Source organism: Blastopirellula marina DSM 3645, from assembly GCF_000153105.1.
Lineage (GTDB): Bacteria > Planctomycetota > Planctomycetia > Pirellulales > Pirellulaceae > Blastopirellula > Blastopirellula marina.
In genome coordinates this window covers 1,585,019-1,610,382 of the sequence record NZ_CH672376.1, presented here as the reverse complement: position 1 = coordinate 1,610,382, position 25,364 = coordinate 1,585,019, and the positions used below count along the sequence as shown (strand labels likewise).

At 55.5% G+C, this 25,364-nt stretch carries 21 protein-coding genes, 1 tRNA gene and 1 pseudogene; 17 read left to right on the top strand and 6 right to left on the bottom strand.

The annotated features are described in order from the left end of the window. Positions 1–10: 10 nt before the first annotated feature. The 6 genes from DSM3645_RS08380 to DSM3645_RS08355 all read left to right on the top strand — a co-directional run bounded on the left by DSM3645_RS08380 (position 11) and on the right by DSM3645_RS08355 (position 6,377). Entirely contained in the window at positions 11–1,015 is a 1,005-nt protein-coding gene (locus tag DSM3645_RS08380; protein ID WP_002651686.1) for a hypothetical protein, read from the top strand. A gap of 110 nt (positions 1,016–1,125) precedes the next feature. Beyond that, positions 1,126–1,860 (top strand): phytanoyl-CoA dioxygenase family protein, encoded by a 735-nt coding sequence (locus DSM3645_RS08375; protein WP_002651685.1) that lies wholly within the window; start codon positions 1,126–1,128, stop codon positions 1,858–1,860. Between the two features lie 26 nt (positions 1,861–1,886). Next, positions 1,887–3,365: a sodium:solute symporter family transporter gene (locus DSM3645_RS08370; protein WP_002651684.1), complete on the top strand. Its 1,479-nt coding sequence runs from the start codon at positions 1,887–1,889 to the stop codon at positions 3,363–3,365. Between the two features lie 80 nt (positions 3,366–3,445). After that, complete coding sequence (locus tag DSM3645_RS08365; RefSeq protein WP_002651683.1) at positions 3,446–4,792, top strand: aspartate aminotransferase family protein; 1,347 nt, start codon at positions 3,446–3,448, stop codon at positions 4,790–4,792. A gap of 35 nt (positions 4,793–4,827) precedes the next feature. Further along, positions 4,828–5,826 (top strand): amidohydrolase family protein, encoded by a 999-nt coding sequence (locus DSM3645_RS08360; RefSeq protein WP_040351705.1) that lies wholly within the window; start codon positions 4,828–4,830, stop codon positions 5,824–5,826. Positions 5,827–5,912: 86 nt separating this feature from the next. Further along, positions 5,913–6,377, top strand: coding sequence for a RidA family protein (locus DSM3645_RS08355; RefSeq protein WP_002651681.1), 465 nt, complete (start codon positions 5,913–5,915; stop codon positions 6,375–6,377). Positions 6,378–6,493: 116 nt separating this feature from the next. Here DSM3645_RS08355 and DSM3645_RS08350 read toward each other — a convergent pair whose 3' ends face one another. Beyond that, entirely contained in the window at positions 6,494–7,387 is an 894-nt protein-coding gene (locus tag DSM3645_RS08350) for a dienelactone hydrolase family protein (RefSeq protein ID WP_002651680.1), read from the bottom strand. A gap of 429 nt (positions 7,388–7,816) precedes the next feature. Here DSM3645_RS08350 and DSM3645_RS30875 point away from each other — a divergent pair. The 10 genes and pseudogenes from DSM3645_RS30875 to DSM3645_RS27920 all read left to right on the top strand — a co-directional run. Next, positions 7,817–8,065, top strand: a pseudogene (locus DSM3645_RS30875) (hypothetical protein); the annotation flags it as partial. 130 nt (positions 8,066–8,195) lie between these two features. Beyond that, complete coding sequence (locus tag DSM3645_RS08340; protein ID WP_002651678.1) at positions 8,196–8,765, top strand: ECF-type sigma factor; 570 nt, start codon at positions 8,196–8,198, stop codon at positions 8,763–8,765. Between the two features lie 91 nt (positions 8,766–8,856). Then, positions 8,857–11,094, top strand: coding sequence for a serine/threonine-protein kinase (locus tag DSM3645_RS08335; protein WP_002651677.1), 2,238 nt, complete (start codon positions 8,857–8,859; stop codon positions 11,092–11,094). A 321-nt stretch (positions 11,095–11,415) separates the two neighbouring features. Beyond that, on the top strand, positions 11,416–11,940 hold the full coding sequence (locus tag DSM3645_RS08330; protein ID WP_002651676.1) for a sigma-70 family RNA polymerase sigma factor: 525 nt from the start codon (positions 11,416–11,418) through the stop codon (positions 11,938–11,940). Next, entirely contained in the window at positions 11,940–13,505 is a 1,566-nt protein-coding gene (locus DSM3645_RS08325; RefSeq protein WP_002651675.1) for a LamG-like jellyroll fold domain-containing protein, read from the top strand. Before DSM3645_RS08330 ends, DSM3645_RS08325 begins: the two co-directional genes overlap by 1 nt. Before the next feature lie 225 nt (positions 13,506–13,730). Continuing rightward, positions 13,731–14,720, top strand: a complete 990-nt coding sequence (locus DSM3645_RS08320; protein ID WP_002651674.1) for a glycerophosphodiester phosphodiesterase family protein — start codon at positions 13,731–13,733, stop codon at positions 14,718–14,720. Between the two features lie 56 nt (positions 14,721–14,776). Further along, positions 14,777–15,727, top strand: coding sequence for a DUF1559 domain-containing protein (locus DSM3645_RS08315; RefSeq protein ID WP_002651673.1), 951 nt, complete (start codon positions 14,777–14,779; stop codon positions 15,725–15,727). A 60-nt stretch (positions 15,728–15,787) separates the two neighbouring features. Next, on the top strand, positions 15,788–16,246 hold the full coding sequence (locus tag DSM3645_RS08310) for a hypothetical protein (protein ID WP_040351704.1): 459 nt from the start codon (positions 15,788–15,790) through the stop codon (positions 16,244–16,246). Positions 16,247–16,369: 123 nt separating this feature from the next. Beyond that, entirely contained in the window at positions 16,370–17,791 is a 1,422-nt protein-coding gene (locus DSM3645_RS08305) for an HTTM domain-containing protein (protein WP_002651671.1), read from the top strand. Positions 17,792–17,922: 131 nt separating this feature from the next. After that, entirely contained in the window at positions 17,923–18,303 is a 381-nt protein-coding gene (locus DSM3645_RS27920; protein ID WP_081444759.1) for a transposase, read from the top strand. Here the strand turns inward: DSM3645_RS27920 and DSM3645_RS31790 are convergent. The 4 genes from DSM3645_RS31790 to rpmG all read right to left on the bottom strand — a co-directional run bounded on the left by DSM3645_RS31790 (position 18,230) and on the right by rpmG (position 21,480). Next, the gene (locus DSM3645_RS31790; protein WP_081444758.1) at positions 18,230–18,496 is read right to left on the bottom strand and encodes a TIR domain-containing protein; all 267 of its coding nucleotides are present in this window, start codon (positions 18,494–18,496) and stop codon (positions 18,230–18,232) included. The genes DSM3645_RS27920 and DSM3645_RS31790 overlap by 74 nt on opposite strands. A gap of 627 nt (positions 18,497–19,123) precedes the next feature. After that, a tRNA-Pro gene (locus DSM3645_RS08290) sits at positions 19,124–19,197 on the bottom strand. 220 nt (positions 19,198–19,417) lie between these two features. Next, positions 19,418–21,181 carry a single-stranded-DNA-specific exonuclease RecJ gene (gene recJ / locus DSM3645_RS08285; RefSeq protein ID WP_002651668.1) on the bottom strand — a complete coding sequence of 588 codons (1,764 nt, stop codon included), beginning with the start codon at positions 21,179–21,181 and terminating at the stop codon, positions 19,418–19,420. A gap of 134 nt (positions 21,182–21,315) precedes the next feature. Next, positions 21,316–21,480, bottom strand: a complete 165-nt coding sequence (rpmG, locus tag DSM3645_RS08280) for a 50S ribosomal protein L33 (protein ID WP_002651666.1) — start codon at positions 21,478–21,480, stop codon at positions 21,316–21,318. A 414-nt stretch (positions 21,481–21,894) separates the two neighbouring features. On the opposite strand from rpmG, the gene DSM3645_RS08275 reads away from it, so the two are divergent. Further along, positions 21,895–23,421 carry a prenyltransferase/squalene oxidase repeat-containing protein gene (locus DSM3645_RS08275; protein ID WP_002651665.1) on the top strand — a complete coding sequence of 509 codons (1,527 nt, stop codon included), beginning with the start codon at positions 21,895–21,897 and terminating at the stop codon, positions 23,419–23,421. 119 nt (positions 23,422–23,540) lie between these two features. Here DSM3645_RS08275 and DSM3645_RS08270 read toward each other — a convergent pair whose 3' ends face one another. Further along, positions 23,541–25,163 (bottom strand): hypothetical protein, encoded by a 1,623-nt coding sequence (locus DSM3645_RS08270; protein WP_002651664.1) that lies wholly within the window; start codon positions 25,161–25,163, stop codon positions 23,541–23,543. Positions 25,164–25,364: the final 201 nt, after the last annotated feature.

Here is a 25,364-nt window from a genome sequence, read left to right as displayed (position 1 = left end):
TGAGACTCCTATGCTGCAAACAAGTTACTTGGGACTGGCCATCGGCTTGACTCTGATCATGTCGACGACTTTGGTTGGGGCCGAATCGCCAAGCGAGCCGGCCAAGGTCCTCAGCGTCAATAAAATTTGGGACAAAGCTCCTCATAATGCGTTTACCGATCTAGTTCGCTTCAACGATCAATGGTTCTGCGTCTTCCGCGAAGGGGGAGGGCACATTTCCAAAGTTGGTTCGTTGCGGGTCTTGAAATCAACCGACGGCGAGAATTGGGAATCGGCCGCGCTGGTTACTTCCGATGCGGCTGATCTGCGCGATGCGAAGATCTCGGTGACGCCTGATGGAAAGCTTTGCCTAGCCGGCGCTGGCGCATTGCATCAACCGGCTAGTGCCAAGCATCAATCCTATGTCTGGTATTCCGAGGATGGCAGCAAGTGGAGCGACGCGATCGAAGTCGGGGATCCGAACTTTTGGTTATGGCGTTTGACTTGGCATGATGGTGCCGCCTATGGAGTCGGCTATAGCACCGTGGCGCCTAGAGCGGCGCGGCTTTACAAAAGCGAAGATGGCAAGACCTTTAAACAGGTGGGAGAGGATTTCGCGATTCAAGGCTACATGAATGAGACGGGGCTGGTCTTTCAAGAAGATGGGACGGCGCGTTGCTTGATTCGGCGTGACGGCAATCCCAGCGATGCGCTGTTGGGTACGGCGTCGCCGCCCTACACCGATTGGACGTGGAAGAGCGTTGGTGAGTATGTCGGCGGCCCCCAAATGATTCAATTGGCAGATGGGCGATTTATCGTTGGCGGTCGCAAAAAGATCGGCGGAGCCAAGACGGTGCTTTGGCAACTTGATCCGAAAACGGCCAAGCTGACCGAGTTGGCGACGCTTCCTTCCGGCGGCGACACCAGCTATCCCGGGTTGGTTTTTCAGGACGGAAAACTGTGGGTCAGCTACTATTCGTCGCACGAAGGAAAAACGAGCATCTATCTGGCTCGAGTCCAACTGCCGACCACTTAATCATTGCACCAAATAATGGGAACAGCCTGCTCTGCGTTCGTCGCATGGGCAGGCTTTTTTTTCAGAGTTTCGAGCGTCGTCGATCGATGCAACGTTAAGAGGTCAGAACTATGCGGAATGTTGAGGAGTTGCTCTCTCAGTATCGTTGCGATGGAGTGATTCAACTACGTTCCTTCTTTTCGCCGGCAAAGGTGCAGGATGTGCGTGACGAGTTGGATCGCTACGTTCGCAACGACTTGGCTTTGCAACCAGACGATGCTTGTACGAGAGAAGTCGATGGCCGGACGGTCCGTAATCTGTGGAGGCTGGAGCGATACAACGAATATTTTCGTCGTCTGGCCGCCGAAGAAGACTTATTACAAATAGTCGCTCCGCTCCTTGGCGGCGAACCAGTCTTGTTGGGCGTCGAGACGTTCAACAAGCCAGCGCGAATCGGATCGGGCGTTCCTTGGCATCAAGACAACGCATATTTTTGTCAATCGCCGCCTGATGTCCTGACGCTCTGGATTGCGATTGACGCTGTAACGATCGACAACGGCCCGGTTCGATTTGTCAAAGGATCGCATCGGCGGGGAATGCTGCCAACCGTTATGTCTGGCGTACGAGGTAATTCAATCGGTTTGGCTCATCCGCCATCGAAAGAATTGGGAGAAGTGTTTCAGGCGACGCTCGAACCTGGTGACGCGACGCTCCATCATTGCCAGACGATTCACGCTTCGAGTCCCAACACGACCGATCATTCTCGTTTGGCGCTGTTGTTCGTCTATCGCGCGGCGGCGACGCAGACGGACGCCCGGCTTCAATCGAGTTATGCGGCAGCGATCATCGAAACGCCGCCTGCTTAGCGTAATCTACGGAAACGAGGAACGGAGTGAATCTTCTAGACTATTGCGTCATCTTTTTGTATCTGCTGTTGATGCTGGGGGTAGGGCTATACTATGCGCGGAAAAACAAAACGGCCGAGGATTTTCTGCTGGGCGGGCATCAAATGTCGCCGGTTTTTTTGGGGCTGTCTCTCTTTGCGACGCTCGTCAGCACGTTGTCTTATTTGAGTACTCCCGGTGAGGTCATTGCTCACGGTCCGATGATGGCTTGCCAGGTGTTCGCATATCCCGTGATCTACTTAGTGGTTGGCTTTGGTTTAATACCTGCAATCATGCGACAGCCGGTGACGAGCGCTTATGAGTTGCTCGAGAAACGGTTAGGACGCGGCGTTCGCACTGTCGGAGCGACGGTCTTTTTGCTGCTTCGATTTGGTTGGATGGCGACGATCCTGTATGCGACCTGTGAAGTCGTGTTGGCGCCGCTGCTTGGTCTGGATTCGCAGTGGACGCCGCTCTTGTGCGTCGCGCTGGGCGTATTGACCGCCCTCTATTCTTCGATGGGCGGAATCAAAGCGGTGGTGATCACTGACGCGATCCAGTCGATCACGATGCTGATTGGGGCGATTCTCGCGTTGGCGGTGGTGACCTATAGCCTAGGAGGAATCTCGGCCTGGTGGCCGTCGCAATGGCCCGAGCATTGGCAAACGCCCAGTTGGGGATTTGACCCGAGCCAGCGCATCTCGTTCGGCGTGCTGATGGTCTCGACCACGTTGTGGTATGTCTGCACGAACGGTTCCGATCAAATGTCGGTGCAACGATTTCTTTCAACTCGTGACGCCGCCGCGGCCCGCAAGACGTTCGTCGTAGCGCAGCTTACGGATCTGTCGGTCACGGTACTATTGGCGCTGACCGGAGTCGCCGTACTGGGCTATTACCGCGTGAACGCACCAGAACTGGTGGACGCGGCGTCCTTGCAAAGCGGGGGAGATAAGATCTTCCCCCTGTTCGTCATCTCGGCCATGCCTGCCGGGTTAACAGGGCTGGTGTTGGCGGCGATATTCTCGGCCGCGCTGTCGAGTTTGTCTTCAGGCATTAACTCGGCTTGCGCGGTGATCGAGCGGGACTTTATCTCGTTTCTTCCCCGTTCATGGAGTTCAGAAGAAAGGGCCGTCTCGCGCTTGCGGTGGATGACCTGGACTGTCGCGTTGGTCGCGATCGGGCTGAGCATGCTTAATCTACTGATCGAAGGGAATTTACTAGAGCGTTGCTTCAAGATGGTCAATTTGCTGACGGCGCCGCTATTCGTCCTCTTTTTTCTCGCGTTGTTTGTTCCCTGGGCGAACGCCTGGGGAGCATGGCTTGGATTGGCGGCCAGTACGGCAGTTGCGATTGCCGTCGCTTACTCCCATGAGTTGGGGCTGGGCATTGGTTTGAGTTTCGTCTGGATTATGCCGTGTGCTTTGTTGGCTGGAATCACTGTCGGAACTTCCGCGAGCGCCGTGATGCGAACAGCGAGCAGCGAATGAATCGCACCGCGTTTTTGAGGTTTCTTATTCGTAGCATGGTCGAAAGATCGGCATAGGCGTCGGCCGTTGGAGTTGTTCCTATGAATGTCGTTACCAAGGTTTCTCGCGTTCCACGTTCGTTGCAACTCTATCAAAAGGCGTTGGAAATCATTCCTGGCGGCACGCAACTCATCAGTCGCCGTGCCGACCGTTTTGCGCACGGAGTATCTCCTATTTATGCGAGCCGTGCGAAAGGCGCACGGTTCTGGGATGTGGATGGGCATGAGTACATTGACTGGGTGAGCGGCATCGGGTCGATCCTGCTTGGCTATGCGGACGACGTTGTTGACGCCGCCGTGTGCCAACAAATTTCGACAGGAACCATCTACTCGGTCAATCATGAGCTAGAGATCGAACTCGCCGAGGTTCTTTGCGAGGCGATCCCTTGTGCTGAGATGGTGCGTTACTCCAAGACCGGGGGCGAAGCGTGCGCTATGGCGGTGCGAATCGCGCGCGGCGCGACAGGGCGAGATAAGGTTTTGTTCTGCGGCTATCATGGTTGGCACGACTGGTATCTAGCGGCGAATCTTGCCGAAGAGGCGAGTTTGAGCCAACACCTGTTTCCCGGAATCGAGCCGATCGGAGTTCCCCAAGGACTGCGCGGGACGGCGATCCCATTTGTCTATGGCGATCTAGTGGGATTGGGCGAATTGCTAGATGAGCACCGCGGCCAAATCGCGGCCGTCGTAATGGAGCCGCTGCGCTCTGAATTACCACAGGAAGGTTATCTGGCGGCAGTTGCAAAAATGACCCGTGAACACGGCGCGGTCTTTGTGATGGATGAGGTTTCCGCTGGGTTGCGGTTCAGCTCCGGCGGCGCACAGAAATACCTTGGAGTGACGCCTGATGTTGCAGTATTCGCCAAGTCGCTGGCCAATGGTTATCCGATGGCGGCGGTCGTAGGTAAGCGGGAAGTAATGGAAGCTTCCGCTCGCATGTTTATCTCCAGCACCTACTGGAGCGATACAATTGGCCTGCGTGCGGCGCTGACTACCCTGCAAGAGGTTCAGAGTCGGGATGTTCCGGCGCAGCTTTGGAGTTTTGGCGCCAAGCTAAAGAGCGGCTTGAATCAAGCCGGGATGGAATATGGTTTTGACCAGTGTTGTCGCGGCGTGGATGTTCATCCTCATCTCCATTTGGAGATCAACGACGCCGACCTGAAGAGTAAGGTGAACACGCTCTATATCCAAGAGATGGCCAAACGGGGCTGTCATGGCTTTACCTCTTTCTATCTCAATGCGGCTCAGCAAACAAAAGAGCTTGATCAGACGGTGAACGCCGCTCGAGAAACCTTCGCCATCATCCGCAATGGTTTAGAAGATGGAAACCTCGACGCGAAACTGGAATGCGGCGTTCAACAAGAATCGTTTCGGCGCCTGGTGCGATAAGACGCAGCTTCCCGCATTTTTTAGGAATGGAATCGATGGCCATATCGCCCGAGGAGTATACGGAACACGATCAACGAATCTGGGACGAAGAGCTAGAGGAGTTTGTGCCTTCGCGTATTTTCGATGCCCATATCCATCTGTTTGATCGGAGTCATGTTGGACCAGAGCACCCTTGCGGCTGGCTTAATTCTGACTTGGCGACGATCCGAGCTTGGGCGGAACGGCTTTACCCCGGACGAGAGGTTCACTTTCTAGTGCTGGGAACGCCGGTCTATGGAATCGACGTTCAGCAGCATGCGCAATGGCAAATCGAACAAGTTCGCCAAGATCCGCTTTCGCGTGTGAATCGATTGGTGACGCCTGCATGTACTTGCGAGGAGATCTTGTGCGATGTCCAGCAGGCCGGCGTTATCGGGTTAAAACCGTATCGCATTTTCTCGCAAACGGGAGATATTGCGGAATGTCGCATTCAGGAGTTCTTCACGGATGCGCAGTTGTCGCTGGCCGACGAGCACGGCTTGTGGGTGACAATGCACTTGTCGCGATTTAACGGCGCTGCAGATGAAGAAAATCTGCGAGATCTCGAAGAATACACGCTTCGCAGGTATCCCGGCATTAAGTGGATACTTGCCCATTGTGCGCGAAGCTTCACCTACTGGCCGATCCGCCAGGCGATCGAACGGCTGCGGGAGTTGCCCAACATCTGGTATGACGTTTCGGCAGTCACTGATGTGCGACCGCTGATCACGTTGTTTTCTCAAGAAGATACGCGACGGATCCTTTTCGGATCCGACGGCGTCGATGCGACTTATTTTCACGGCCAGTACGCGGCGTTAGGTCGTGCTTGGCAGGCGCTGGACGTTTCCCAACACCGGCTCTCCTTTCCTCATTGCGATGGTCGGCCAATTTTGGCGATCTATGAGCAACTTCTTTCGATGAAACATGCGGCGGAAATCGTCGGTCTGTCAAAGGAAGCAATTTCCGAAATCTTTTGGGGAAATGCCGTCAAGGCACTGGAGATTGAAATTGCCTAATAGGAATAGGACGTTCGGATTTATTTCGCGCCGCGAGAGGCGTCTCACGCGGCTTTTCGATTTTTTAGTGAAGATAGGCGATAGTGATGAGTGAACGTGAATCGCGGTTGGTGGAATTGGGCTTTCCTGTAGAAAGAACGACTCCTGAAGGCTCGTTGGTCGACGCCGTTTCGACGGTCGGAAACCTTCTCTATGCATCGGGTCAGGTCCCTTTTGACGGCGACCAGTTGAAGTACGTGGGCAAAGTTCCGACCGAGGTTTCGTTGGATGACGCGACCCAGGCTGCGGCCTTGTGTACGGCCAACATTTTGCGTGCGGTGCGAAAAGAGATCGGATCGTTAGAAACGATTGAGCGAGTCGTTCGCATCACCGGCTATGTCAACTGCGAAGCCGATTTTACGCAGCAGCACCTGGTCATCAACGGCGCTTCGCAATTGGTGCGTGATGTCTTTGGCGAGGCAGGACGACATGCGCGTACCGCGTTGGGGATGCAGCAACTTCCGCTGGGCGCCAGCGTCGAAGTCGAAATGATCTTGCTGCTGAAGGAATAGCCGCGAAAAAAAGGAGTCAGCGTCAACGCTCGGTTTTCACTTCGCGCTGACGCTGATCCTTGGGGATTGCCGTCAATGTCGGGACGTCCGCTTTCGCTTGGCGACTTGGCTGCCGATTACTTTTCCTTCAGTTGCTTGTCAAAGAATTCGAGCGTACGGTTCCAAGCCAGCTTGGCGGCGGCATCGTCGTAGCGCGGCGTCGTGTCGTTGTGGAAGCCGTGATTGACTTCGGGATAGACGAAAGCCTCGAACGTTTTGTTGTTCTCGGTCAAGGCCTTCTCGAAGCCAGCGGCGCCGTCGAGGATCCGCTTGTCGAGGCCGGCGTTCTGAATTAGCAGCGGCGCTTTGATCTTGGGGACGTCCGCGAGATCAGGCTGCGATCCATAAAAGGGGACGCCGGCGTCGACGACATCCGGAATGCGGATCGCCAGTTGATAAACCATGCCGCCGCCAAAGCAAAAACCGACCACGCCCAACTTGCCGGTTGACGCCGGATTGGCGTCCAACCATTGGGCCGCGGCGACAAAGTCGTTGGTCATTTCCTCACGATCCCGTTTGGCCTGCATGGTGCGGCCGTCGTCGTCGTTGCCGGGATAGCCGCCGAGCGGCGTTAACGCGTCGGGAGCAAACGCCAGAAAACCAGCGACCGCCAAGCGGCGAGCCACATCTTCGATATAGGGATTCAAACCGCGGTTTTCATGGATCACCAAGACCGCCGGGAATTTGTCTCCCTTGCTGGGCTGAGCGAGGAGGCCTTTGATTTTGCCGCCTCCCTTTTTCGACTCGTAGGCGACCATCTCGGTCTTGATGCGCGGATCGTCCGCTTTGACTTCTTCCGCCCAGGCGTAATTCGGCGCCAGACTCGACAACAGCGAATCGACGGTCAGTCCGCCGATTGCGAATGCGCCCAGTTTTTTCACGTATTCACGGCGATTGAGTCGCCCATGTGCGTAGTCGTCGTACAAGTCGAGAACTTCTTGCCGGAACTGCGAAGCTTCTTTGCGCGTCATGATTTTTTTCTTCCCAGCGTGGGGCGTGTTGCGGTGATAACCATTGTGTGCGTGACGTCTACCCATTCTTGCAAGTGAAGCAATCCCTTCCCAGCCTGCACCCCTGAACAGCGGGCAATGCGGCATCGGGGAGGCGTAGGGGCCAAAAATCTAGAAAGTAGGCCAATTCTCAGCGAAATAGCGAGTCTTGGAAGATCTTGGCGCCGGTCCAGAAGGGAATTCGCACTACACAAATAAACCGGCGTTTATGGGATGAATGGCCGCCAATTCCTCCAGCCGGCGGCAAATTCCTCTCCTTCAGGCTGGCCTGGATGGCAACGATCAACGTCGCTCCCCGCTTGCTCGATTTCACTTCGTTCTGAATCTTGTCATTTCGGCTGGCATTGCTCGCGCTGGCCGGCGTTATGGTAATGACTCGATCAGGCTATTCGCTTTCGTGCGGTGCTGCTGACTTCGTTAACGCCGATCGTGGGCATGCGTCCGACTTTGCTGGAACGGTCGAAAGAAGCCCAGGTCGTTTCGCCGATGGCGACCAGCTCGACGTTTCGACTCGCACTTTGCACGCTGGTCGTGCTGGTGTTGATTCCGGTGACGGCTGGCTTTGCCATCACCAACGACGAGGATCATGACGACCTTGCCGATCGCAGCAACGTATTTCAGGATCCGGTTGTGGGGTAAAATCAGCAAGGAGGGGGACCACGATATTCCCTCTAGACCTCTAGAATGGCACGAAGGAAAACTGCGAAGTAGACTGAGAGGACCCCGTCAAGGGTGTCGAGTCTTACTCTCTCGCAGCAGAAGGTTCCCTGTGTCGGAAGTGACCCGTATTCTGAACCAGATCGAAGCCGGTGACGCCGCCGCGGCCAGCGAATTGTTGCCGCTTGTCTATGCCGAATTGCGTAGACTTGCAGGGCATAAGATGCAGCATGAGATCGCAGGCCATACGCTGCAACCGACCGCACTGGTCCATGAAGCTTTTCTGCGACTCGTCGGGGGCAATGGCGCTGACAAGTGGGATAATCGCGGCCACTTTTTCTCGGCGGCGGCCGAATCAATGCGGCGGATCTTGATCGAGAACGCTCGTCGCCGAAAGAGCCTGAAACGCGGCGGCGACCGAGATCGCTACGAGATTCTGGATGATGACGCCGTCATCGACTCTCAAAACGTTGACGAATTGCTGGACCTCGACGCTGCCTTGAGCAAGCTCGCGAACGAAGAGCCGGAACTGGCCAAACTGGTGGAGTTGCGGTACTTCGCCGGTCTCAGCGTCGACCAGTCAGCACAGGTGCTGGGAGTATCGCCGCGAACGGTCAAGCGAAATTGGGCGTTCGCCCGAGCATGGCTCGGACGAGAACTCCATCTTGAGGAGGATGCGTGAAAATTGTGGTGGCCCCCACCGATCGTTGATTTCGCATTGCGCTATACAGGGATGCGACAAATCATCAGCACGCTATGCTTTTGCAGGCAATATGGCAATCGACCAGGAAAAATCGATTTTCTTCGAGGCGCTCGACATTGACTCGTCGAGTGAACGAGACGCTTACGTAGAGCAAGCCTGCGAAGGGGACGCGAATCTTCACGTCGCCGTTGTCAAACTCTTGCGCGAGCATGAGCGACTGAATAATCCGATTGATCAACCGCTCGTTGCTGGTTCGTTGTCGACTGCTCCTTTTGAGGAGCGAGCGTCTCCGTCGCCGATTCGTCATTCGCTTGGCGCGATGATTGGTCCCTATATGCTGATGGAGCAGATCGGCGAAGGGGGATTTGGCTTGGTGTTTGTGGCGAATCAGCAGTCTCCTGTGCGTCGACAGGTCGCGCTGAAAATCATCAAGCCGGGGCTCGAATCGCAAGAGGTGCTCGCTCGCTTTGCCGCCGAGCGTCAGGCGCTTGCAATGATGGACCATGAGAACATTGCCCGCGTGTTTGACGCCGGGGTGACCGATTCGGGGCAGCCTTATTTCGCGATGGAGCTAGTGCGCGGCGTGCCGTTGATTGAGTTCTGCGACAATCACAAGCTTGACGTTTATGAGCGGCTGCAACTTTTCATCTCGATTTGCAACGCCGTACAACATGCTCATCAAAAGGGAATTATTCACCGCGACCTGAAGCCGACCAACGTGCTTGTGACGCTGCAGGATGGGCGTCCTGTTCCGAAGGTGATCGACTTTGGCATCGCCAAAGCGATTGGGTACAAGCTGACCGACAACACAATTTACACTCGGTTTGCGGCGATGATGGGAACGCCTGCGTACATGAGCCCCGAGCAGGCCGAGATGAGCAATGTGGATGTCGACACGCGCAGCGACATTTATTCGCTGGGGGTCTTGTTGTATGAACTGCTGACCGGTTCGACGCCGTTTACGACCGCTCGCTTGAACAGCGTAGGATTTGACGAGCTTCGGCGGATTATCCGCGAAGAGGATCCTCTCCGGCCCAGCATGAGGTTCAGCACGCTGCGAAGTGATCTGGCGACGACCGTTTCGGACAATCGCCGGCTTGAGCCGACAACGCTCCGTTCGTTCATGAAAGGAGATCTTGACTGGATTGTGATCAAATCGCTTGATAAGGATCGCAACCGTCGCTATCCCAGCGCCGCTGCGCTGTCCGAAGACGTCTCTCGATTCCTCCATCAGCAACCGGTCGAAGCTCGTCCCCCATCGACGTTTTATCGCTTTAGCAAATTTGCGCGACGCAACAAAGTCATTCTGTCGACCGCATCGCTGATCGCTGCGGCGTTGATCCTAGGCACAGGCGTCAGCATCTGGCAAGCGCGGGTCGCGTTCGACGCGCTGCACCGAGCGCGCGACGCCGAAGGCAAAGCGAATCAAGCGCGGGAAGACCTGGAGGATTTCACCGAGAAACTTAAGCAGGCAAATGTGTTGCTCGCATCGGGACGCGCTTACGCTGATACCGGCGATTGGTCGAACGCTCACCAGGCCTACGTGGAGGCGGTCCGCTTGCAACCGAGGTACTTCTACGTCTGGATGGAGCGGGGAGCGCTCTACGCTCGATTGGGATTATGGGAAATGGCCGGAGATGACTACTCGAAGGCGCTCGACCTAGGCTGCCCGGTCGACGGGATCGAATTTCTAGGGGTGCCGCAGTTGTTTTTTTATTCCGGCGACCTCGAAGCGTTCCGACAGATCTCGGGGGCGATCAAAAAATCAAATAACGGCTCGGTCGACACAAAAATGCGCAGTCAGTTGGTGGGAGACTTGCCTGCGGAAGCGGCGGCTCAGATCGCCGCAGCAGCGGACCAACTGATCGAAGATCGGCTGTCGCCGCAACCGGGGCCGCGTCGCTCAATTACCAGAATGCCGCTGGGAGCAATGCTGTACATCGCCGGTTGGGCGCACTTGCGCGCCGGTCATCATGACTTGGCGATCGATCGGCTCGAACGATCGTATTCGGACACTCCGAATTGGGGAGGTCGCGGGATAAGCTTTCCTTTGCTGGCGATCGCCTACGACCAAGCAGGCCGCAGCGAAGACGCGCGGCAAGCCTTCGAGCAATCCGAAATCTTGCTTGATGCCTGGCTTAAGGAATCAAACGAGCATCTCCATGGCGCGCCGCCGATGCCGTGGTTTGATTGGATCGAGTACCTCATGCATCATCGCGAAGCCTCGCAGCTTCTGACCGGCGAATCGCCCAACATCGCTGCACAACTCGCCGAGCAAAAAATGAGAGCGAAAGGGGCGATCGAATAGATTCAGACGTCGCATTGCTGTAAATGCCTCCCCGCCTTCTGCGGGAGATGAGCCCTTTGGGGGGCCCGACAACGGACCACGCCGGCCAGGCCGTAAAAGGTCGAAATCGCCGCCCAGTGCATGCATCGTTACGAAGAGATGAAGATTGCATTAGGGTTTTCGGCCGCGAAGATAATTTCGCGAATCTCGTCAGATTTCATGTAAGAGGGAGAGGACGAGCGTTGGATATGGGTGGCGGCGAGGGCGTGTCTGCCTCAATAGGTGGTTTCACCCCAATCCAGCGGCGATATTGTTTGCGTTTCTGTTTCATCCGGCGGCCCCATGAATACAAATACTCCGACTGCTGTTTTAGCCGCTCAGTGGGTTCGTGCGCAGCCGGCGGTTGCGGCGTTTATTACGTCGATGATCCCCGACTTTCATGATGCCGAAGAAATCCTTCAGCAGACGGCGGTAACCGCTACCGAGAAGTTTGCCGAATACGATTCAGAACGCCCCTTTATTGCTTGGGCGATTGGTTTGGCGCGAATTGAAGCGCTCCGCTTTCGTCAATCTCGCGGGCGCGATCGGCACGTGTTTGATAGCGAAATGCTTGACCTGATGGCCGAAGCGGTCGAGCAAGAACACAAACAGGCGGCCGAAGTACGGACGGCGCTGAAGACCTGCCTGCAGAAGACGAGCGGACGTGTTCGACAAGTGCACGAGCTGCATTACGGAAAAGGAATGACGCCGAGGGCGATCGCCCAGCATCTAGCGACAACGGAAAACTCCATTTTCGTCGCGCTGCATCGCGCACGAAATGTACTAAGACAGTGTATCGGTCAGCAACTGAGTAGGAATGAAGCGTGATGGAAAACAGGGATGAGCTGATCTCCAAGTATCTGTTTGGACTTGCGACCGAAGAAGACTTCCGACAGTTGAACGCCTGGCTCGAGCTGTCTTCTGGAAATGTTCAATCATTCGCGCAGGCAATCTACTTGCATCGCACGATGCGCGACCAGTTTCTCGGCGAAGAATACCTGCGATCCGAAGCGATGCAGGCCAAGCTGCGTTCGCCAGAGATTCTCGTCGTCCAGCCGGGCTCCAGCCGTGATATCGCCAACCCGCGTCTTTTTCGCAGGATCGCATCATGGTTGTCGATTGCCTTGGCGTTGATCGTGGGCGTTGGAAGCGTGGCCTGGATGCTGGGGATCTTATCGAATCGTGAAGTTGTTGGCGTCGCTCGGGTGCTGGAGCAACGTGACGCGGTTTTTGCTTCAACCTCGCTAGCTCCGCAACGCTCCGATGTGCTTGTTTCCGGAACCTATTCGCTAACGCAGGGGGAAATGCTCGTTCGATTTGACCGCGGCGCCGTTGCTGTCATGCGCGGTCCGGTCAAGTTTCAGCTGAAATCGCCAGCGGCAATGAAACTGCTGCAAGGAGAGGTCGTCGTGACTTGTCCTTCTCGTCAAAGCCGTGGCTTTCGCGTGTCAATTCCTCACGGAGACGTGGTTGATTTGGGGACAGAGTTTGGCGTAACAGTAGACCAAACCGGGGAGGCCGATGTCTACGTTTTTCAGGGTGAGGTCACCGCGACGTCCGCCGATCGATCCATCTCTTTGCTCGCCGGAAAATCGGCCCGCGTTTCTCAAAGCCAAGGCGTCTATCTCGCTAGGGGCGAGCCGGGCCAGTTCTATCGACAGCGCGACTGGGAGATGCAATCGCTGTTGGAGAAGAGTCAAGGAGATCCCGGCTTTGCGAAAGATGCGGACCTGCTAGTTTGGCTGCCGATGGATCGTCTCCATGGACAGACGACGCCTGTAAATTTGGCGCCCTATCGTCGGCCTCCGGTCGTGGTTCATGCCGCCGAGATCGAGACTGTCAGTGATTCTGGCGCCCAGGAATTAACGGTCGCTAACTCGAACGATTCGCTATCGATGTCGGTACCGGGAGCATTTCGACAATTGACGCTCGCCGCTTGGGTTCGCTTTGGCAAAGAACAAGGCCCTGATCGCGAACATCGTGGAATGATCATGTCCGATTCGTTCCAGAAGCGAGGCGCAATTCACTGGCAGCGCAAAGGGAACGATTTTCGTCTAACGATCGCAATGGGGAAGAATGACGACCACGAAATCTTCCGAGCGCCAACCGGCAGGCTCGAGGTCGACCGCTGGCATCACCTGGCCAGTGTCGTCGATCTGGACGCGAAGCGGGTTACTCATTATCGGAATGGCGCAGAGATCGCTTCTCAACCGATTTCGACAACATTTCAGTCGGTGCTGCTTGACGACTGTACGCTAGGCGCTTGGGCGAACGGTTCGGAACCAGAGTCGGACAACCGTTCCCTGAATGGAGACCTCGATGATGTCTATGTCTGGAAGCGGGCCCTGGATGCCGATCAAATTCGTTCGCTCGCTGCTCGCCGCTCTAACTAGAACCAGATTTGCTGCACTACAGCGGGAAGCATGCGCCCCCATGCTTGGCTCGCCAAGTATGGGGTTTTTTATGCGCGGTGGTGAACTCGATTGCTGCTTTTTGACGGCCCACGGCAAACGCTGGGAAAACAAAAGTCCAGGATTTACCCAACCTTAATGAAAGGATTCGCCTCTCGAATTGGATACATGTGAGACTAAAGTTATCCTGACTTTCGAGGAGATCCAATGCGAGCGTTTGTTCTACTGCTGTTTGCTCTGACGCCTCTTTGGGGCTGTGGAGAGGTTTCGCACTTGCTTGCTGAAACAGAAGCAAAGCGTCCGGAAAGCTCGGCGCGCGCGATCAACGTCGTCGCCACGGACCTTTCTCCCATTGCGGCCGATTCGCGTGCCGCGCGATTGCTCGCGGAACTAACAGACGCGTCGACCGACAAGGTGTTCGTAGTCGCCCATCGCGGCGACTGGCACGCGGCGCCCGAGAATTCGCTGGCCGCGATTCAAAGCTGTATCGATCTTGGCGTTGATATGGTGGAGATCGACGTCCGGATCACGCTGGATGGCCACTATGTGTTGCTGCATGACAAAACCTTGGAGCGCTCGACCAACGGCGTCGGCAAGATTAGCCATCTTACGCTGGAGCAAATTCAAACGCTGAGATTCAAAGATGCGAACGGCGCGTTGACCGATCACAAGATCGCCACGTTGGAAGCAGGGCTGCAATTGGCCCGCGGCAAAATTTTGCTGTACCTGGACAAGTCCGAGTACGACATCCCCGCCGTCTATGCAATCGTCAAAGCATACGGCATGGAAGATTATGTGTTTTTCTACGGCAGTCGCACCGCAGTTGAGCTGAAGTCGCACTGCGGAGATGATTTTGAAGAGATCCGATATCTTCCCAAACTCGATGGCGCGACCCCCCAGGCAAAAGAATATGTCGAATCATTTTCGACACAGAAAAAGCCGTTGGCGTTTGTGACAAGCTTTGACCGTGAAGATTCGCCTGTTCTTTCTCAGTTCGATTCCATTCGTGCAAGGGGCGTTCGCATTTGGGCGAGTCCTTTGTGGGACGAACTGTGTGCAGGGCACACCGACGAGCGAGCGTTGCAAGATCCCGACGGAAATTGGGGTTGGTTGCTCGATCGCGGCGCTACCCTGCTTTGCACCGATCAACCAGCCAAGCTTTTGGACTACCTGCGATCGAAGAATCGACACGACTGATTCTCCGATCGGACCGTTCCTGACCTTACCTCCAATTCATTGAAAAGAAATAAACCATGTTCATTCCACGTTCCAAAACATCAGGGTTCACCCTGGTCGAACTCCTGGTTGTCATCGCAATTATCGGGATCTTGATCGGGCTGTTATTGCCGGCGGTTCAACAGGCCCGCGAGGCCGCTCGGCGGATGCAATGCATGAACAACTTAAAGCAGATGGGTCTTGGCCTGCACAACTATCATGACACCTTTGGCAGTCTTCCCTTGGGCACGTTCACCAATCCCGATCCCTACGCCGCCGATGCGAACGACGGCTGGAGTTGGTCGGTCGCGCTGTTGCCGTTCATTGAACAGCCGGCTCTCTATGACTTCCTAGATCCCCAGGGGCAATTCGGGATCGTCACGGATACCTATGACGCGACCACTGCTCCGATTGATGGAGCCGAAACGGTATTGACCGTTTTTCGCTGTCCTTCCTCGGTGTTGCCTGACCATGTGCCAAGCAGCGTCAGCGTCGATGGGGCTGCAGTGACGGTCGACGCTCAAATCGTGGGATATGCGGTTTCTGACTACAAAGGTTCGTCCGGCTACTATCTTGACGGCCTCTTTATGCGTCACGGCGATGCGATCGTCTGGGGCAACGGCGGCGGCGGGTCGGCGCCGAACGTTCGCTTTCGAGACATCACGGACGGCACGAGTAATACACTGGCCATCGGCGAGTCGTCTTACCCAGGGCGCAACGGGAAGAGCGACTGGCCCGTTTGGGCGGCGTCGGGGCGCTCGGACGAGCAGGTCATCATGAAGACCACCGATCCAATCAACGGAGGCGCCACTTCGACTAATCGCTTCTGGGAAGCGATCGACGACGACTGCGCCATGAGCTTTCATACCGGAGGCGCTCAGTTCGTATTCGCCGATGGTTCCGTCCATTTTCTCAGCGAAAACATGGAATACGACACCTACACCAATCTCGGGAATCGCAACGACGGCCAGGTCTTGGGCGCTTACTAAAACAACGCCAGATCGGTACCGATCTCCAGCAAACGTCCATTCAATCAAAGGAATCAAATTGTGAAAACTTGGTGCGTAGTTTGGTTGCCGCTGGTCTTGTTGGCCGCGGGTTGTAGCAAAAGCGAATTCGAGGTGACCGACGTCCAAGGCGTTTGCGTTTGTAACGGAACGCCGATCCAAGCCGGCTGGATTCAATTTTCACCGATTGCCGAAGACGCAAAAAAGATGCCGGGCAAACCGGCCATCGGCGAAATTCAGGAAGATGGAACGTTCCGGCTTTCGACCTATGCAAAGGGAGACGGAGCGGTTGTTGGCAAGCATCGAATTCGGATCTCGGAACCTTCGATGCCGGAACCTGACGAGATCGCCCAAGGGGCCGCGGTTCCTCAGAAGCATCACTGTAAACTTCCGAAAGAGCTCATCTTGGAGGTCAAGTTAGGCGATGCGAACCACTTTGTGATTGAGTTGGTTCCGAAGTCGAAAGGCAAGGCCAGTCGCCGCCGATCCTACGAAGGTTGAGCTAAACCAGAGCAAAATTAAAGTCGCCCATCCGACGAATCTTCATCGCGGCTGGGCGATCGCTTTTTCGCTGCGACCGGAAGCGGATCAATCCATGTCAGACAATTCTCGAAAGTACCTCGCGTGACGGACTTCTCCAAACGACTATTTCAGAACGTCGATGGGGCGTCGTTGGCGGTCGTTCGTATTCTGTTCGGCGTCGTGATGTTCGCCTGGTCTATTTCTTATCTGGTCTTGAACAAAGTTCATGCGTACTACGTCGAACCAGCTTTTCATTTCAAATATGAAGGTTTCGCGTGGGTGTCTGTCGCCCCCGAATGGTGCATGACGGCGATCTTTTTGCTCATGAGCGGACTGGCGATCTTGATCACGATCGGTTGGTTTTATCGTATCTCGGCCAGCGGCTTCGCATTGCTTTTTCTCTACGTGTTTCTGATCGATAAAACGACATACCAGAACCACTACTATTTTGTCTGTCTGATGAGCGTGCTTATGGCGCTGACGCCTGCCAACAGTACGTATAGTGTCGACGCTTTTCTGGGACGGACGGCCCTGCGCCATCGAGCGCCGCAGTGGTCGCTTTGGCTTCTCCGATTCCAGGTGGGCGTCGTTTATTTTTTTGGAGGCGTCGCGAAAATCAGCCCCGATTGGCTTCGCGGATTTCCGATGAGAGAAATGCTGGCCCAACATAGAACTGACTTTTTATTGGGGCGCTTCGCACAGCAGGAAGGGGCGGTGCAGTTGATCGTTTGGGGCGGTCTGTTTTTTGATTTGTTGATCGTTCCCTGCTTGCTTTGGAAACGAACGCGGAAATTCGCGTTTTGCCTGGTGGTCATTTTTCATGCGACCAATTCGGTCTTGTTTCCGATTGGGATCTTTCCCTGGATCATGATCGCCCTGACGACGATTTTTCTCGAACCCAATTGGCCTCGGCAATTTCGTGTGGGGAAGGGGATCGTTGAACCGCCAGACATCTCTGTCATTCGCGCCGCACCATGGCGGCGAACGGCGCTGTTGACCTTGCTGGCGATTTGGTGCGTTGTTCAAGTGACGTTGCCGCTGCGGCATTGGCTCTATCCAGGCAACGTCAATTGGACCGAACGGGGCCATTATTTCGCCTGGCACATGATGCTGCGCGGCAAGACTTCCGCGATTCGTTTTCACATTTACGATGCGGTTACCGGCCGTCACGGCGTCTTCCCTTTGCAGAACGAACTCAACTCGTATCAGCTAGCCCGAATGTCGCGGGATCCGCAGCTCATTCGGGCATTCTCCCAGCAGATCGAACGGAAGTGTCGAGCCCACGGCTTTGCGGATGTTGAAGTACGAGCTTTCGTGCTCTGCTCACTCAATGGTCGCAGACCTCAGCTTTTGATTTCGCCGAACGTCGATTTAACCTCCGGCGATCTCGACCGCCGAACCGATTGGATCCTGCCGCTAGCCGAGCCTTTGCCGAACAAGTCATGGAACCAACCAATCGCAACCTGGGAGCAGCTCGTGATGGCGGATCCATTGAACCAACTGATGAGCCCGCAAAGTAAATAGATTGCCCAAGAAAACGGCGCATCGTCCGCTTCAGTCGAGGCCCGCTCTAGAGGCTGTTTCAAAACCCTAGCGTTATAAGCTTGCGCCAGGTAACGATTTGCGTTACACCTACCATCGAAAGGAGTTCTTCGATGGCAGGCAGGCGTGGAGTGTTGCTCACCGATGAGCAGTGGGAAATGGTAAGGCCGTTCATTCCTGAGGTCCCGACAACACGTCGTTGTGGCAGGCCTCGGGCGGACGATCGGGCCTGTTTTGAAGGTATTTTGTGGGTGCTTCGCAGCGGAGCCCGCTGGAAGGACTTGCCCGATTGGTATCCCTCGCCAAGCACTTGCTGGCGACGATTGGCCGAATGGGAGGAAGCTGGCGTCTTTGTCGATATGTGGCATGCGTTCATCGACGAACTCGATGAGCAAGGCCGCATCAACTGGGACGAAATTTTTATGGACGGCAGCTTTGCTCCGGCAAAAAAAGGGGCAATTCCAAATTCTTCGCGATATAGTTGGCCGAAATGAATGGAACAAAGAAGCGGCAATCCTTTCCGTAGACCTGCTGGAATCCTTGGTATACATCTTGTCCCCAAAGGTCCGCCTCGAAGTCTTCGTCATAGAATACGCGGACGCTCTCCCGCTTTACCAATTGAGCTAGGGCTTTCGCGTACTCGCGGTCTTCGCCAGCGAAAGAGAATCCGAAATCGTACTTATACACTTGAGGTCCCTGCGGCTACGCGAATGCGTCTTGTGTTGCATGTCACGGTTGGTTTGTGTTTGCCTAGGAATGCATGTTGTCTTGGCTGTTTGCGAGCCTCCGAACTAGTTGCTTGATGAAATCTTTGTATTGAATGTCGTCGTGTACTTTCCCCTTGTCACAAGTGGGGCACGTGATGACTAAATTGCCCGATCGAACGCTTCCAATGTTGGCGTTTTGGCCGCATTCTGGGCACGTCGCATAGAAGACTGCATTAAACATGAGGGGGGGATTGAACGATTGATCGAGGACAGAGAGGCCGGCGGTCATGTGGTCCATTGAAAATTCTGTTTCCCGTCAGTTGGTAATTGGAAATAGGTTGCCCAAGGATAACCATTCCTTTGGGGATCTTCTATGCCCTAGACTTGTGGCGAAGTTCCACCGAGCCGATAAATCTAGTGCGGCTAGAGAATGAGGCGACAGACAGGCTCGCTGGAGCCGGGAAACCCTTGTGGGGATAATAAAAGTCACTCTAAACAGAGGAGATAACTTTTGCTTCTGAACCCTGAGCCTTTTCCAGCAAGCGGCAAGATAGGTAACGGTTCAAAAGTTGTAGTCGTAAGTCGTTGTACTAGAAAGACTTACAAGTCGGGGCGACACGATTTGAACGTGCGACCTCTGCGTCCCGAACGCAGCGCTCTACCAGGCTGAGCCACGCCCCGATTCTACCTGTTCGGATAAATCCCTCAGGTCGAAAGTCCGTTTATAGATGTCCGATGCCTGAGCGTCAATAGCAGGAGGCGACAACGACATGGCCGGTTCGCAGAAAAATTGGGGGCGTAACCCAAATGCGACAAAGGACTTCCGACTTCATGTGTTGAGAGGGTTGGCTTCTGCTAAATCGGTGGCGATGTTTGTCAGGCGGCAATGCGTTGCTGGTCGCTAGGCCGGTGGCGGGTTGTTGGCTTCGTGCGGTTTCCAGTCGACCAATTGCAGCTCGACGTTGTTTCGGCCGCGGAAGTTGTTGATGACCGGTTGGAAGGCGATATCGAGCAGCCCGTCATGTTTGGCGAGCGGTTCGGCCCAGTCTCCTTGGCCGAAGGCGACGCCGCGGATGCGGACTCCGTGATGCTCTAGATGGACCGACAGATGGCGCTCGCCGCCGCCGATCCGTTTCGGTTTGTCGACCAACTTGGCGCCGCTGGCGCACATAATGGGGCGACGGTTTCCTGCACCAAATGGGGCGAGCATTTCGATTTGGGTGATCGTCTTGAACGTCAGTTGGCTGATCGGGGCTTCGGCGTCGATCGCGAGTTCGGCGATTTGCGATTCGTCGGTGACTTCGCTGGCGGCGTATTCGAGGAACTCGGCGCGAAAAGCTTCGATCTTGTCTGGCGAAATCTGTAGGCCCGCCGCGGCCGCATGTCCGCCGCAACCGAGCAAATGATGCTCGCAAGATTTGAGCGCTTCGTGCAGATTCAAGCCGCATGCGCTGCGCGCCGAGCCGACGCCGGGCTTTACGCCTGCTTGATCGAGCGCGATCAGAATGACCGGACGATTGTATTTTTCGGCCAACCGACCGGCGACAATTCCGATCACGCCGACGTGCCAACCATGCCCAGCTAGGACGAGGGCCGGATCGTTGACCGGATCGAACTCTTCTTTGGCTTGCTTTTGAGCGGCGAGATTAATGCTGCGTTCGAGACTGCCGCGGCTGTCGTTCAGCTGATGAATGTACTCGGCCAGCGCTCGGGCGCGTTCGGGCGAATCGGTCGTCAGCAGTTCGATCGCTAGCTGCGCTTGGCCAAGTCGGCCCGCCGCATTCAGGCGAGGGCCGATCATAAACCCGATGTCTTCGCTGGTTAGTTGCTTCTTGTCACCGAGCTTCGCGACTTCCAGCAATGCTTCGATGCCGGGAACGGAATGCTCGCGCAGGCAGTTCAGGCCGTGACGGACGATCAGGCGATTTTCGTCCAAGAGCGGCACAACGTCGGCGACGGTGCCGATCGACGCCAGGCCGACGGCGGTCAGCAGAAAATTGCGCAGCCGGTCGGTGACGCGCCGGGCGTTGCTCGCTTTTTGACAGAGCGCCCAGGCAAGTTTGAAAGCGACGCCGGCGCCGCAAAGTCCGCCGAAGGGATAGTTGGTTCCAGGCAGGCGCGGATGGACAATCGCCGCCGCGTCGGGCAGTCGCTCGGCCATCTCGTGATGGTCGGTAATGATCAGTTCCAGACCCAGCTCTTTTGCGCGGTCCGCTTCTTTGACGCTGGCGATACCGCAGTCGACGGTGATCAGCAGATGGGTTCCACGTTGGACCAGCTTTTCCAACGCTTCGCTGTTTAGGCCGTAGCCTTCGTCAAAGCGGCTGGGAACGTAATAGCCGACGTCGGCGCCAAGCGTTTGCAGGCAGCGATAGAGAATCGCCGATCCGGTGATGCCGTCGGCGTCGTAGTCGCCGTAGATGGTAATGCGGCGTTTGGCTTTGATCGCCGCATCAATACGTTCGACGGCGGCAGTAACGCCGGGAAGCAGGTCCGGGTCGCGCAGGTCCGAGAATTTCGCTTCGAGAAAGCCGCGAATCGCATTGGGATCGCAAATGCCGCGGCTGATGAGAAGCTGGGCGACAACCGGGGGAACTCCAGCCGATTGCTCGAGCTGTCGGATGCGGGCAGCGTCGTGCGGAAAAATGCGCCAGCGCTTTTCCATAGCGGAAAGTTACTCCAGTCCGTGGCGATGCGATTCGAAACGGACGTGAGTCTGACGCATATCGGCCCAAAAATCAACGAACCGCCAGAGATGTGACAGTTCGCAGCGGATCGTCGCGGCAAAATAGTCCGAGACTACTTTTTCTTTTCGTTGTGCCAAGTGTGCTTGCGCAGGCGCGGGCAATATTTCTTGAGCTTTAGCTTTTCGCCGCCCGGCTTGCGTTTCAGGGTGTAGTTGTAGTCGCCCGATTCCTCGCATACGAGAAAGACGGTTTCTGCTTTTTTGCTCTTTTTGGCCATGACGCCGGATCCCTGGACAGCTTCAAGTGGATTAGAGTGATACTCAATCTATGGGTTGGAATCCCGCAATATACCGAATGACATGGGGAGTCGGCTAGTCCCTTTCCGCCGGAAAGCAGATTCATCAATCCGGCTGAGTACTTCACAATTTTGGGAACGTTAGATTCTCGTGGAATATTCGTGAAGGGTAGAAACGAATGTCCTAGTGAGGCTCAACGGCAAGAATGGCCCCTGTTAGGGGGTGTGGCGGCGGTTGGTACCCTCTAAAATTGATTTTGTTGAAGATTTGTTGACTTTCGGCATATTCTTGCCGGCGTCCTCCTTTTCCCTGCGGCAAATCTGCATCCGACTCTTTTCTTTTCTGCGTTCAAGGAATGTTCCCGCGCGAATGTCGCGGAGCGAAGGTAAACGTTTATGGCCACTCCCAATGCTCCCCAGAACGATATCGAACCGGATCATGAAGATGATGTCCGTCCCGCAGTAAGCAGCCGATTTTTGCTGCTGACCGCGGTTCCTTCGTGGCTGGTCAGTCTGGTTGTCCACTTCTTGCTGATTTTGGTGCTGGTCTTGTTGCCGGTCGCGCAAAAGATGAATCAGCAGCGTGAGATCACCGTCGACGACACCGCCGATGCGGAAGAGATCGACGAATTTGTCATGGAAGAATTCGAGCCGATCGATGAAATGAAGCTCGACTTCGACAAGCCGCCAGAGCAAATGGAAGAAGCGGTTATCGCAGAAGAAAACATCGTCTCCGATTTTCAAGAGATGGAAGCGGCGACGCAGCAGCTCGACCTAGTCGACTTTGCGGATCAGACGGCGCCCTTCTCAGACATGATGACCGACAACGCCGGATTGACTGGTAACGGCACTAGCGGCCGCGGTCAGGCGACGCGCACCAAAATGTTGAGCGAAGGGGGCGGAAACGGCGGCAGCGAAGCGGCCGTGGTCAACGGCATCAAATGGATCGCCGACCATCAACTGCCAGATGGGACCTGGAATTTTGATCATCGTCGCGGCGCCAAAAAGCCAGGCGAATCGAAAAACTTTGGCGAGTTTAGCAATTCTCCCCGAGCAGCGACCGCGATGGGCTTGTTGCCGTTTTTAGGCTCAGGCCATACGCATAAAGAGGGCAAGTACAAGAAGCAGGTAAACGCCGGACTGACGGCGCTGGTTCGCTTGATGCAAGTTCGCGGCCGCGAAGGGAGCCTGGTCGACGCCCAGGGGAATATGTATTCGCATGGTCTGGGGTCGATCGCACTATGTGAAGCCTATGCGATGACGCAAGACAAAAACTTGATGGCGCCCGCCCAGGCTTCGCTGAACTATATCGTCGCATGCCAGGATCCGGTCGGGGGCGGATGGCGTTACAAACCGCGCCAGGCCGGCGATACTTCGGTGGTTGGTTGGCAGTTAATGGCGCTGAAGAGCGGCCATATGGGCTACTTAGAGGTTCCGCGTAACACGATTGCCGGCTCGATGAAGTTCCTTGATTCAGTCCAGTCGGACGGCGGCGCCAAGTATGGCTACGCCGATCCCGGCGCCAAGGCGTCGATGACGGCCGTCGGGCTGTTGTGCCGCATGTATCTGGGCTGGAAGAAAGAAAACCCGGCTCTGGAGAAGGGGGTCGACTATCTGGCTGGCCAGGGCCCGTCGTTGGGCGGCGGAGCCAACATGTACTACAACTATTACGCAACGCAGGTGATGCGTCACCATGGCGGCGCCAAATGGGAAGCCTGGAACGTGAAGCAGCGCGACTTCTTGATCAACTCACAGGTCAAAGAGGGGCAGCCCGAAGCCGGTAGCTGGCATTTCACCGGCGGGTTCACCGACAAAGGTGGGCGGCTCTACAACACTTCGCTATCGCTGCTAACGTTGGAAGTTTACTACCGTCACCTGCCGATCTATAAGAACACCGCATCGGAAGAAGACTTTCCGCTGTAAGCAGGTCGTTGGGGATATTGCGTAGCAAATGAGCCGCTTCCTTAGAGAGCGGCTCTTTTTGTTGCGAGTGCAGCAAACGCCAAGCGGAGTCTCATGGGCGCCGCTGGAAAGCATTGGGATTATCGCCAGGCTGGATACGCCCAGAGGCCAGGACCAGCAGGGATCGGCGTCGCTTGGCCCGATGAAATCTCGACGAGATAAGGCCGCGGCCCTTCTGCTCCGCCAAATTTCATCATGATCACCTGATTCCCGTCGGGACTTGCGGTCGGGAAGCCATAGCCTTTCAGGCCATCGCCGATCATTTGGACATCTTTGCCATCAAGGTCGCAAGAATACCAAAGATCGGTCTCATTATTTTCGTACATGATGCGCGACTCTGACATGAGCATTACCGGGCTAGAGCCTTGCAACAGCGAGGTGATTTTTCCGCTCAGATCCATGCGGCAAACGGTATTGATCGAAGGCTTGTCGAGCGCGGCGTACTCGCGGGTCACCAGCACGATCCCCTTGCCGTCCGGCAGCCAAGAGGGGAAGCCGGTATCCATGGTTTCGCCTAGCGGACGGGTTTCTCCAGTTTCGAGGTCATGAATGTAAATCTGAAAATCAAGCGGCCCCTTTCCGGTTGCTTGTTTCAAGACGGCCAAATATCGATCGTCAGGCGACAGGACGCATGATAAGACCATGCCGGACTGCAGTTCTGGCCCCCCAATTCGAATGTTTTCGCCCGAGAGCAGATCGATCTCAAAGAGGCACATGCTGCCTTCCAGCGGAAGATTGCCGGCCAAGTAGACCCGGGATCGGTCTTTTGAAAAGCAGCCTCCCAGGGCGACGCCGTGTTGATAGGGGAGTCGGCGGAAGTCTCCCGTGCGGATATTCAAGAGCAGCAAATTCATATCCCCGTCGGGCGTGCCGGGGCGCCATAACGGTTGATTTGCGATCGTGATTAAGTCACGAAGCGACTCTTGATTCGCTAGGGGCTGCGTCCGATCGGTCCATTGTTGCTGACTGATATCGAACTGTGAGTCTTCTGATGCGGGAACCCAGCGAAAGTTTTTGAACCAAACTTGCTTTTTGAAGACGCCATCTTTAAGGATGACTCCATTCGTTATGTCGAGCTTCACCTCGATGCCGGTGTTGAGGGTCCCTTCCAGCATCTGCTTCGTGTCCCGCATTTTTTGATTCACGCTATCGGGAGAACGGGTTTCCGCGTCCTTGATCATCTTCAGGGCTGACTTGATTTGCTGCGCATTGGCCTCAGGCAGCGGCATGCGATAGGTGGCGACATTGTCAGCGACGCCTGCGAAATTCACCGCTTCATCGATTTCGTCGACGATCATGCGGATTTCACTTCTCGCCAGAAAGAAATAGGCGGCGGGAAATGACAGCGGCGCTTCGAAGGGACGGTATTTGAAATTGCCTTCTTTGGTCGTGACGTACCACAGCCCCTCCCTGCTGATGATTTCGGCAATTTCCAATCTGCTATCGCCTTTGGTTAAGCGAATCACTTGCTTTTCCATGTCCGCAGCGCGAACGGTATCGACCTCTGCGAAGAGATCATTGGGCAATTCCAATACCGTCGTCCAGGCTGCCGTGTCGGTGGCCAGTCGTTCCTGAGTCTGGCGGCCGGCGGCGACGATATCCTGGATGTGCGGAGGTTCCGCCCCCTTCAAGCAAGGCGTCTTAGGGGCTGTTGACCAGGTGACGAGAAACGTCAGAAGCCAAAAGAGACGAATCGATTTCATGGAGTTCGCTTTCGCATGGTTCGAAGCAGTACAGCCTGCGAAAGCGATTTTACGAGATTTCTCGCCCGCTTTCCTGTTTTTGAAGGGATTGCGAAGAATATTTTACCTCGAAAGAGGCCCGCTCTGTGGGCTACTCGGATCGCGGTCTGACGATGGATGTTCGCGCAAAAGGGATTGAGTGAGCTCGCGTACTTTTGACAC